The organism is Pseudomonas sp. IPO3749 (genome assembly GCF_013386605.1).
Classification (GTDB): domain Bacteria; phylum Pseudomonadota; class Gammaproteobacteria; order Pseudomonadales; family Pseudomonadaceae; genus Aquipseudomonas; species Aquipseudomonas azotoformans_A.
Window position 1 is genome coordinate 1 of record NZ_JACARN010000106.1, and the last position, 10,511, is coordinate 10,511.

A 10,511-nucleotide genomic window follows, 5' to 3' on the forward strand; every position below is an offset into this window, starting at 1 on the left:
ACTTTGGGCTGGGCCGGCATTCCGGCTCTTTTCCAAAGTGACCCGCCGTAAGGGCGGAACCAATATCAGCCGTTACCCAAATAACGGATATGCCCAGCCCCCCCCAAACAAACCTATCCCGACAAAAACACTAGGACTTTGTACCTACGTAATATTTTGGCGTAAACTGCCGGCAAGCCTGTGAGGAGTTTCCATGACTGCCATAACCATTACCGACGCCGCCCACGATTACCTGGCTGACCTGCTGTCCAAGCAGAACACCCCAGGTATCGGCATCCGCGTCTTTATCACCCAGCCCGGCACCCAATACGCCGAGACTTGCATCGCCTACTGCAAGCCTGGGGAAGAGAAACCTGAAGACACCGCCCTGGGGCTGAAAAGCTTCACTGCCTACATCGATGCCTTCAGCGAAGCCTTCCTCGACGACGCCGTGGTCGACTACGCCACCGACCGTATGGGCGGCCAGTTGACCATCAAGGCGCCCAACGCCAAGGTGCCGAATGTCAACGCCGACAGCCCGGTGAACGAGCGCATCAACTACTACCTGCAGACCGAAATCAACCCAGGGCTGGCCAGCCACGGCGGCCAGGTCAGCCTGATCGACGTGGTTGATGACGGCATTGCGGTGTTGAAGTTCGGCGGCGGCTGCCAAGGCTGCGGCCAAGCGGACGTGACCCTGCGCGAAGGCATTGAGCGCACCTTGCTGGAGCGCATTCCAGAGCTCAAGGGCGTGCGTGACGTGACCGACCACACGCAGAAAGAAAACGCCTACTACTGAGTAAGGTGTTCGCTGCGAACAAAAAAACGGCGCCCCGTGAGCGCCGTTTTTTTATGCCCTGATTCAGGGGCGGTACAGATGGGCATGGCCTGCGCGGTACAGCGACGACGCACTGAAACTGTCACTCGCCAACACCCGGCCCACTACAATCAGTGCTGTGCGCCGAAAGCCCTTGGCCGACACCTTCTCGGCAATATCACTCAAGGTGCCCACCGCCCAATCCTGATCCGGCCAGGTCGCCCGGTGCACCACGGCAATCGGGCAGTCCGCGCCGTAATGCGGCAGCAGTTCAGCGACAATCTTCTCCAAGTGATTGACCCCCAGGTGAATCGCCATGGTGGTGCCATGCCGGGCCAGGCTGTCGAAATCCTCGCCGGCGGGCATGCGGGTCTTGTCGGCATAGCGGGTCAGGATCACGCTCTGGGCAATGTCCGGTAGGGTCAGCTCGGTTTCCAGCAAGGCGGCGCAGGCAGCCACGGCGGTGACGCCGGGAATGATCTGGAAGGGAATGCCCAGCTCCCGCAAGTGGCGGATCTGTTCGCCAATGGCGCCATACAGGCTCGGATCCCCAGAATGGACGCGCGCCACATCCTGGCCCTTCGCGTGGGCCGTCTTGATCAGATCGATGATCTGTTCCAGGTGCAATTCGGCACTGTTGACCACCGTTTGCGCCGAGTGGCCTTCCAATACCGCCGCCGGCACCAATGAGCCTGCATAGATGATCACCGGGCAGCTGCGGATCAGCCGTTGGCCTTTGACGGTGATCAGTTCCGGGTCGCCGGGGCCTGCGCCGATGAAGTAGACGGTCATGGTGATTCCTGTTGAAAAACGGGCGAGCATGAATGTTGCTCATGATCGAGGTCGGCAATTATCTGGGTTTTAGCCGGCGCACGCCAATGCAAAGGTGGCCTGGGTGCTTTTTTGGCGAGTGATCAACAGGCGGGCAGGGCTGCCGGTGAGCTGTTCAGCGAGGGCCAATGCGGCGCTTTCGGCTATGCCGTAACAGCCGGTATGGGCAAAGGCGATGTCGGATTTGTGGCTCAGGCGGTGTTCAAACTCCGCCAGTTGTTCAGCGCTGAAAAACTGCAGCGGCAGGTTCAGCTTCTGCGCCAGCGCCTGCAATCCGGGTTCATTCTGTTTGCGATCGAGACTGGCCAGCGCGGTAATGCGCTGGCGCTCGATCCCGCCCTCGGCGAGGGCAGAATCGAACAACGCCAACAAGGTGTGAAGATCACAACCCCGCTGGCAACCCAGGCCAACCACCAAAGTCATGCCGAGTATTGGTCGTCACGGTTGCGGCGGAACAGCCACGCGCTGATCAGGCCCAAGGCCAGCCAGAAGGCGACGTTGGTCAACTGCGAAGCAATCTTGAACTGCGCTTCCAGGGCTTCTGGAGCGAGCATCGAATGCACTTCCGGTTGCGGCGCGCCGATCACATGCGGTACCGCCAGGATCGCCACGCCCAGCACTTTCAGCAGCCAGTTGCGACCAAACACGATCAAAGCGATGCCGGCAGCAGTAGACGCCGCAGTGCCGATCCACCAGGTCTGGCGCAGCGCCAGGTCGGCGGCGGCCGTGCCCGGCAGCTCAGGCGGCAGGCCCAGCGTCGGTGCCAGCACGAAGGTTGCGTAGCCGGCCAAGCCCCACAGCAAGCCTTGGGCGGTGCGGGTTGGCGCACGCAGCGTGTAGAGACCGGCCAGCATCAGCGCAAAACCGACCGCGACCACCAGGTTGCCGCCCGTGGTGGACAGCACGCGCTGCCAGCCGTCTTCCGGCTCCCAGGCTTCGGCGTCGTGGGTGTGGGCGGCTGCGCCTTCGGCGTGTTCGTGGGCCATTTCGGTGGCGGCCGGGGCTTTTTCGAAGGTTTCCGCCTGCAGAATCAGAGGGGCGACCCAGAAGCTTTGCAGCAGGGTCAGCAGCAGGGCGGCCAGCAAGCCGGTGAAACCTGCGGTTTGCGCGATACGCTTGATCATGTCGGCAGGTCTCAGTGGCACGGGAACGCGGCGCTGTGGCGGGTATCGTGGGCCGCGTTGTGCACGGCCTCGATGTGCGAGAAACCGGCGAAATACACCAGGCACGCGCCGAGGATCGACGCGCCGATGGCGGCGGTCAGGCGTTGGCTCAGGGTCGAGGTGCTGCTGGCGGAGTGCGAGGTGCTGCTGATGATCGACATGGCGCGTCCCTTTCAGGTGTCAGGGTGAAACGAGCGCATGAAAACCCCGCGAGCCGGGCACGCAGGGTTTGAACAGCGCCCGCCCACCGCGGGTTTGTTATCTGATTTTTTCGGGCCGGTCTCCGGGCTTGCGAGGGGCATTACGCCAATTAAGCATCGCCTTCCCATGCCGTAGGCACAGTGGATCTGACGCTTCGCTCGCTTACCGTTGCGGGGGCAGCACCGGACTGGTCATATCGCTATGACGCACCGGTTTCCCGTTTCACCCTGTGAAGGGCACCCGAAACAAGATGTGTAGGAGAGCATGGGGGTGGGAGGGGAGTCAATTGGGTTGTGCTTTTGGGTGGGGGCGTATCCGTTACCGCAGAAACGGATATGTACCCAACCCCATCATTGACCATCCCCCAAGCACTGCGTAGCCTTGCACCCTCGAGGTTCTTCGGCCCCAGGCCGAAGCTAAGAAGGGAACGCGGTCCAAGCCGCGGCTGCCCCCGCAACTGTAAAGGGTTCAGCTGACTGCCACGCCACTGCCGACAAGGCGGGAAGGCGCAGCCAGCGCCGGTCGCAAGACCCGCACGCCCCAAGCCAGGAGACCTGCCTCGCAACCGATTTTCTACTTCAACCGGGCGGGGTGATCCGGTGACGAAATCCGCTGCTGCGCACCGTCGCAGGGCCTATCGTCACGTATGCCCGCCCCCAAGGGCATCCGATGAAAACACTGGCCAAACTCCCCGTCACCATCGTCACCGGCTTCCTCGGCTCGGGCAAGACCACCTTGCTGCGCCACATGCTCGACAACGCCCAGGGCCGCCGCATTGCGGTGATCGTCAACGAATTCGGCGAACTGGGCATCGACGGTGAAATCCTCAAGCAATGTTCCATCGGCTGCACTGAGGAAGAAGCCAACGGCCGCGTCTACGAGCTGGCCAACGGCTGCCTGTGCTGCACCGTGCAGGAAGAGTTCTTCCCAGTGATGCGCGAATTGGTGGCCCGTCGCGGTGACCTCGACCATATCCTCATCGAAACCTCCGGCCTGGCCCTGCCAAAACCGCTGGTTCAAGCCTTCCAGTGGCCGGAAATCCGCAGCGCCTGCACCGTGGATGCGGTAATTACCGTGGTCGATAGCCCCGCCGTGGCCGCCGGCACCTTCGCTGCGTTCCCGGACCAAGTGGATGCCCAGCGCAAGCTCGACCCGAACCTGGACCACGAATCGCCCCTGCACGAGCTGTTCGCCGACCAACTGGCCAGCGCCGACCTCGTTATCCTGAACAAATCCGACCTGATCAGCCCTGAAGACCTGGCCCGTGTGCGCCTGGAAGTCGCGGAAGAGCTGCCACCAGCCGTCAAGATCATCGAAGCCAGCAGCGGTCGCCTGCCCCTGGACGTGCTGATCGGCCTGGGTGCTGGCTCCGAAGAACACATCGACGGTCGCCACAGCCATCACGATCATCATCATGAAGGTGAAGACGATCACGATCATGATGCCTTCGACTCGATCTCCATCGACCTGCCGCAAGCCGATGAAGCGCTGCTGCTCGACGCCCTGACCCAGTTGGTGGTGCAACACGGCATCCTGCGCGTCAAAGGTTTCGCCGCGATTCCGAACAAGCCGATGCGCCTGCTGATCCAGGGCGTGGGCACGCGTTTCGACAAGCACTTCGACCGTGCCTGGAGCGCTGACGAAGCGCGCATCACGCGTCTGGTGCTGATCGGTCAGGACCTCGACGCCGCTGGCCTCGAAGCGCAACTGCGCGCTGCCCTCAGCGTTTAACCCATGCACCTGCTCAGGACCCAGCCCGGTGGTTTCGTCTCGGACGACAATATCGCCGACCTCGGACAGACCCCCGCTGACCTGGTGATCCTGTGCAGCGGCGATTCCAGCCTGGCGCTGCTGGCCGAAGCGGCCCAGCAGTTGCCGGACGATTACCCCAGCTTTCGCCTGGCCAACCCGATGCAGGTGCAGAACCATGCCTCGGTCGACCTGTATGTCGATGAGGTGTTGCGTCACGCCAAGGTCATCCTGATTTCGCTGCATGGCGGCATTGGCTACTGGCGTTACGGCATCGAGCGGTTGGTGGAACTGGCGGAGCGCGGTGTGCAGCTGATCCTGGTGCCAGGGGATGATCGCCCGGACCCGGAACTCAGCGGACTCAGCACCGTCGGCGCCGAAGCGCGTGATCGCCTCTGGCACTTTCTGCGCCAGGGCGGCCTGGGCAATGCCCTGGATTTTTATCGCTGTCTGGCCAGCACCTATCTGGGCCGTGATTACGCCTGGGCCGAGCCGCAAACCCTGCCGCGCACGGCGATTTATCATCCGCGCCACGCCAACGCCCGGCTGAATCATTGGCAGGCCGACTGGACTGCCGAGTGGCCGGTGGCGGCGGTGCTGTTCTACCGCTCTCATTTGCAGGCGGCGAATACCGGGTTTATCGATGTGTTCTGCCAGCGTTTGCAGGCTGCGGGCCTCAACCCGTTGCCGATGGCGGTGGCGAGTTTGAAAGAACCCGGCTGCCTGGCGGTGGTCGAGGACCTGCTGGACGAGGTGGGCGCGGCGGTGATTCTCAATACCACCGGTTTCGCCCAATCCAGCCCGGAAGCGCCACATCTGCGCCCGTTTCGCCGCAATATCCCGGTGATCCAGGCCATTTGTGCCCAGGACAACCAGCCCGGCTGGGAAGCCAGCGAGCAAGGCCTCGGCCCCCGCGACCTGGCGATGCACATCGCCTTGCCGGAGTTGGACGGGCGCATCATCAGCCGGCCGATCAGCTTCAAGGATTTGGCCTGGCGCAGCGAGCGCAGCCAGTCGGATGTGGTGTGCTACCGCGCCGCACCGGAGCGCATGGATTTTGTCGCTGAATTGGCGCGACGCTGGGTCGAACTGGCGCGGGTGCCGAATGCCGACAAACGCATCGCGCTGATCCTCGCCAACTACCCGACCCGCGATGGGCGTATCGGCAATGGTGTCGGCCTGGATACGCCGGCAGCGGCGCTGAATATCCTGCGCGCCTTGCACGCCGAGGGTTATCCGGTGCCGGATGCGCTGCCGGAAAGCGGCACTGCGCTGATCCACGATTTGCTCGGCGGTGTCACCAACGACCTCGACAGCCTCGATCTGCGGCCCTGCCATCAAAGCCTCGGCCTGGATGACTACGAGGCGATGTTCAGTCGCTTGCCCGAGGCCAATCGCCAGGCCGTGCTGGAGCGCTGGGGCACGCCCCATAACGATCCGATGTTCCGCGATGGCCGCATGATGATCGCCGGCCTGCGCCTGGGCCTGACCTTTGTCGGTATCCAACCGGCGCGCGGTTATCAGGTGGACGCCAGCGCGGTTTACCATGATCCGGACCTGGTGCCGCCCCACGGCTACCTGGCGTTTTATTTCTGGCTGCGTCACACCTATGGCGCCCATGGCGTGATTCATGTGGGCAAGCACGGCAACCTTGAATGGTTGCCGGGCAAGGGCGTCGGCCTGTCGGAAAACTGCTGGCCTGATGCGCTGCTGGGGCCGTTGCCGAATATCTACCCCTTTATCGTCAACGATCCGGGCGAGGGCGCTCAGGCCAAGCGCCGCACCCAGGCGGTGATCATCGATCACCTGATGCCGCCGCTGACCCGTGCCGAAACCTACGGCCCGTTGCGTAACCTTGAGCTGTTGGCCGACGAATATTACGAAGCGCAACTGCTCGATCCGCGACGCGCCCTGGAGTTGCAGAAAGACATCCTCAAGCTGGTGCGCGAAACCCGCATCGACCAGGAACTTGAGCTGGGGAGCGACGCCGACGCTGCCGTGTGGCTGCCGCGCCTGGACACTTACCTATGCGACTTGAAAGAGTCGCAGATCCGCGATGGCTTGCACATTTTTGGCGAATCGCCGGCAGGTCGTCTGCGCATCGACACCTTGCTGGCCTTGCTGCGCATCCCGCGTGGCGATGGCCGTGGCCCGCAATCAAGCCTGCTGCGCGTGCTGGCCAAAGCCTTTGAGTTGGGCTTTGATCCGCTGGACTGTGCTTTGGCCGAGCCCTGGACTGGGCGTCGACCGCTGGTGTTGCAGAAGATCGATCCGCAGTTGTGGCGCACCGCTGGCGATACCCGCGAACGCCTGGAGCTTTATGCGGCACGATTGATCGAGCAAGCATTGGAAGGGCCGATTGAGCAGTTGGAAGAACCCGGCTGGGAAGAGGTGAAGGCGGTTATTGAAAGCCTGCGCATGGTGGTTGCGCCGCGCCTGGATGCCTGTGGTCCGGCGGAAATGCGCGGATTGCTGGATGCCCTTAGCGGCCGTTTTGTGCCGGCAGGCCCGAGTGGCGCACCGAGTCGCGGGCGTTTGGACGTACTGCCAACGGGGCGCAACTTTTTCACCGTCGACGTGCGCAACCTGCCGACCACCACGGCCTGGCGCATCGGCTTCCAGTCCGCCAACCTGATTCTTGAGCGGCATTTGCAGGACCACGGCGACCACCTGCGCCAGCTCGGCCTGTCGGTATGGGGCACCGCCACTATGCGCACCGGCGGCGACGATATCGCCCAGGCCATGGCCCTGATGGGCGTGCGCCCGGTGTGGGCGACCGGCAGTCAGCGGGTGGATGATTTTGAGATCCTGCCGATCAGTCTGTTGGACCGCCCGCGCGTTGACGTGACCTTGCGGGTGTCGGGCTTTTTCCGCGATGCGTTCGCCAACCTGATCCGCCTGTTCGACGCCGCGGTGCAAGCCGTGGCGGCGCTGGATGAGCCGGATGATATGAACCCGCTGGCGGCCAAGGTGCGCAGTGAGCGTGAGGCGCTGCTCCAGTCTGGCCTGGACGCAGAAGCGGCGGCGAAACAGGCCGGTTGGCGCATCTTCGGCGCCAAGCCCGGTGCCTACGGCGCGGGCGTGCAGGGCGCGGTGGACGGTCGCCTGTGGCAAAGCCGTGAAGACCTGGCCGAGGTTTACCTGAACTGGGGCGGCTATGCCTATGGCGGTTCCGACGAAGGCACCGCCGCCCGCGCGCAATTTGCCCAGCGTTTGAGCCAGGTGCAGGCGGTGTTGCAGAACCAGGACAACCGCGAGCACGACTTGCTCGACTCCAACGATTACTACCAATTCCAGGGCGGCATGCTCGCTGCCGTGGAAACGCTCAGTGGCGACAAGGCTGCCAGCTATCATGGCGACCACAGCCAGCCCGACCTGCCGAAGATCCGCACCCTGAAGGAAGAGCTGAACCGGGTGATCCGTTCCCGCGCCGCCAACCCCAAGTGGATCGAAGGCGTGAAGCGCCATGGCTATAAAGGCGCTTTCGAGATGGCGGCGACCGTGGACAACCTGTTCGCCTTCGACGCCACCACGGCGCTGATTGACGATCACCAATACGCCTTGTTGGCCGACGCTTATTTGCTCGACCCCGACACCCGCGCCTTTGTGCAGCAACACAATCCTGATGCACTGCGGGATATGACCGAGCGCATGCTCGAAGCGCAACAGCGTGGCATGTGGCATGAGCCGGGGGCGTACCGCGAAGCGTTGGAAAACCTGTTGCTCGATATAGAAGAAGACAGCTGATGACTGATATTCCCCATTTCCCGCTGTCCGCCGTAGTCGGCGCCGATGACCTGAAACTGGCGCTGTGCCTGACCGCCATCGACCCGAAGATCGGCGGTGTGCTGATCGAAGGCCCGCGCGGCATGGCCAAGTCGACTTTGGCGCGTGGTTTGGCGGACCTGCTGGCCAGCGGTCAGTTCGTGACCTTGCCCCTGGGCGCGACTGAAGAGCGCCTTGTCGGCACGCTGGACCTGGATGCTGCATTGGGCGAAGGCCGTGCGCAGTTTTCTCCCGGCGTATTGGCGAAGGCGGATGGCGGCGTGTTGTACGTCGATGAAGTCAACCTGCTGCCCGATCACCTGGTGGACCTGCTGCTGGACGTGGCCGCCAGCGGCACCAACCTGATCGAGCGCGACGGCATTTCCCATCGCCATTCGGCGCGCTTTGTATTGATCGGCACCATGAACCCGGAGGAGGGCGAGTTGCGCCCGCAACTGCTTGACCGTTTCGGTTTCAACGTGGCGTTGAGCGGGCAGACCTTGCCGACCGAGCGCGGGCAGATCATCCGTCGCCGCCTGGATTTCGACAGCGACCCGGCGGCGTTCTGCGCGCAATGGGAAACATCGCAGTCAGCCTTGCGCGAACGCTGCACCCACGCGCGCGCGCGGCTCGACACGATTGCGCTGGATGATGAGGCGCTGGCTCAGATCACCGAGCGGTGTTTTGCCGCGGGCGTCGATGGTTTGCGTGCGGACCTTGTCTGGTTGAGGGGTGCCAGGGCCCATGCTGCTTGGCGGGGCGCCAGCGCGATCGCCGACGAAGATATCGACGCGGTTGCCGAGTTTGCCTTGCGCCACCGCCGTCAGGAGCAGGCGCCGCCGGCCAGTCCTCCGAACGAAGGGCAGTCGCCCAAACCCTCCGACACTTCGCCCGGCCAAGGCCAATGGGGCGACATGCCCGCTCAGGCCCTGCCCACGGGGGCGCGCCGGGAAGTCCCCACCTGGCCAAAAAAGCCCTAGGCATTCGCCCCCGACCTGACGTGGGGGCGGATGCCCGCCCCAAGGCCGGGCGACTGGACAGCGGCAGGCACGGCAAGGCGCGCAGCGCGAAACAAGGCTCGATCAATTGGCCGGGCACCCTGCTCGGTGGTCGGCCCCAATCCCGTGAAGACTTGCTGTTTCACCTGCGCAGCCGTTCGGCTCCTGAGCTGTGGCTGGTGATTGTGGATGCCTCGGCGTCCACCCGACGGCGCAGCGCGCTCACCGATGCCAAGGGTTTGTTGGCGCAACTGTTTGATGATGCTTACCGCCAACGGGCGCGGATGGCGTTGTTGACTGCCAGCGGGCACTCGCCCAAATGGCAGGTCCAGGGATTGAAGGCGGCGAAGGGCTTGGCGGGTTGGCTGGATCAGTTGGGCGCGGGCGGCGGTACGCCGTTGCTTGCGGCGTTGACCGAGGCCGGGGCGTGGCTGGCGCAGCGGCGCAAGCGGTATCCGGCTGAACAACAGCGGTTGCTGGTGATTACGGATGGGCGACTCAAGAATATCGACGGGTTGCCGTTGCTGGCGTGTCTTGGTGTGCTGGTGGATATCGAGCGTGGGCCGATCAGGATGGCACGGTCCCGGGCGCTGGCAGCCGGGCTGCAGTTGGATTATCGGCATATCGATGGTTTGTAGCGGCCAAAAGCGAGAACGGGAAGCGTCCTCCTTGTAAAGTCGAATCTTCCGACATTATTCGCTGATAACAAATCTTTACTCTCTGAGCTCTTTCGCGCTCAGGAGTAAAAGGAATGGCTTCCAGCGTTTTCTTCGACCACAGCCGGCACACCCTAAAGGTGCGCGATGTCGAGCCCCGCCTTGACGTGCTCGCCTTCGAGGGCCAGGAACACCTGAGCCAACCGTTCCACTACCGTGTGGAATTCACCAGCAGCGAACGTGACCTGGCCGCCGAAAGCCTGCTCGGCCAGGACGCCAGCTTCAGCCTGCACGCCGCGCCGCAAAGGCTGCCGGTTGTGGGTATCAGCGCACCAGAGGTCAAGCCACTGCG

9 protein-coding genes, 1 pseudogene and 2 riboswitches are annotated in these 10,511 nt (G+C 63.4%); of the genes and pseudogenes, 6 read left to right on the forward strand and 4 right to left on the reverse strand.

Annotation, left to right across the window (positions count from 1 at the left end; genetic code table 11):
• The first annotated feature begins 193 nt into the window (after nucleotides 1-193).
• Nucleotides 194-778, forward strand: coding sequence for a Fe-S biogenesis protein NfuA (nfuA, locus tag HX812_RS29725; RefSeq protein WP_003190728.1), 585 nt, complete (start codon nucleotides 194-196; stop codon nucleotides 776-778).
• Nucleotides 779-841: 63 nt separating this feature from the next.
• Here the strand turns inward: nfuA and cobM are convergent, their stop codons facing one another.
• The 4 genes from cobM to HX812_RS29745 all read right to left on the reverse strand — a co-directional run bounded on the left by cobM (nucleotide 842) and on the right by HX812_RS29745 (nucleotide 2,951).
• Complete coding sequence (cobM, locus tag HX812_RS29730; protein ID WP_038851260.1) at nucleotides 842-1,588, reverse strand: precorrin-4 C(11)-methyltransferase; 747 nt, start codon at nucleotides 1,586-1,588, stop codon at nucleotides 842-844.
• Between the two features lie 69 nt (nucleotides 1,589-1,657).
• Nucleotides 1,658-2,050, reverse strand: a complete 393-nt coding sequence (locus HX812_RS29735; protein ID WP_038851262.1) for a cobalamin biosynthesis protein — start codon at nucleotides 2,048-2,050, stop codon at nucleotides 1,658-1,660.
• Nucleotides 2,047-2,751, reverse strand: coding sequence for a CbtA family protein (locus tag HX812_RS29740; RefSeq protein WP_038851263.1), 705 nt, complete (start codon nucleotides 2,749-2,751; stop codon nucleotides 2,047-2,049). The genes HX812_RS29735 and HX812_RS29740 overlap by 4 nt, the downstream gene beginning before the upstream one ends.
• Before the next feature lie 11 nt (nucleotides 2,752-2,762).
• Nucleotides 2,763-2,951 (reverse strand): CbtB-domain containing protein, encoded by a 189-nt coding sequence (locus HX812_RS29745; protein ID WP_012723860.1) that lies wholly within the window; start codon nucleotides 2,949-2,951, stop codon nucleotides 2,763-2,765.
• 95 nt (nucleotides 2,952-3,046) lie between these two features.
• Nucleotides 3,047-3,250, reverse strand: a riboswitch (cobalamin riboswitch).
• 116 nt (nucleotides 3,251-3,366) lie between these two features.
• A riboswitch (cobalamin riboswitch) is annotated at nucleotides 3,367-3,568 on the forward strand.
• Nucleotides 3,569-3,660: 92 nt separating this feature from the next.
• Between HX812_RS29745 and cobW the strand changes: the two genes are divergently transcribed.
• From cobW to HX812_RS29770, 5 genes and pseudogenes are all read left to right on the forward strand, one after another.
• On the forward strand, nucleotides 3,661-4,722 hold the full coding sequence (gene cobW, locus HX812_RS29750; protein WP_038851265.1) for a cobalamin biosynthesis protein CobW: 1,062 nt from the start codon (nucleotides 3,661-3,663) through the stop codon (nucleotides 4,720-4,722).
• Between the two features lie 3 nt (nucleotides 4,723-4,725).
• On the forward strand, nucleotides 4,726-8,487 hold the full coding sequence (gene cobN / locus HX812_RS29755; RefSeq protein WP_038851266.1) for a cobaltochelatase subunit CobN: 3,762 nt from the start codon (nucleotides 4,726-4,728) through the stop codon (nucleotides 8,485-8,487).
• Nucleotides 8,487-9,485 (forward strand): ATP-binding protein, encoded by a 999-nt coding sequence (locus HX812_RS29760; RefSeq protein ID WP_038851267.1) that lies wholly within the window; start codon nucleotides 8,487-8,489, stop codon nucleotides 9,483-9,485. The genes cobN and HX812_RS29760 overlap by 1 nt, the downstream gene beginning before the upstream one ends.
• A 53-nt stretch (nucleotides 9,486-9,538) precedes the next feature.
• Nucleotides 9,539-10,141: a VWA domain-containing protein gene (locus HX812_RS29765; protein WP_038851268.1), complete on the forward strand. Its 603-nt coding sequence runs from the start codon at nucleotides 9,539-9,541 to the stop codon at nucleotides 10,139-10,141.
• A 113-nt stretch (nucleotides 10,142-10,254) separates the two neighbouring features.
• A pseudogene (locus HX812_RS29770) lies at nucleotides 10,255-10,511 on the forward strand (type VI secretion system tip protein VgrG); the annotation flags it as partial.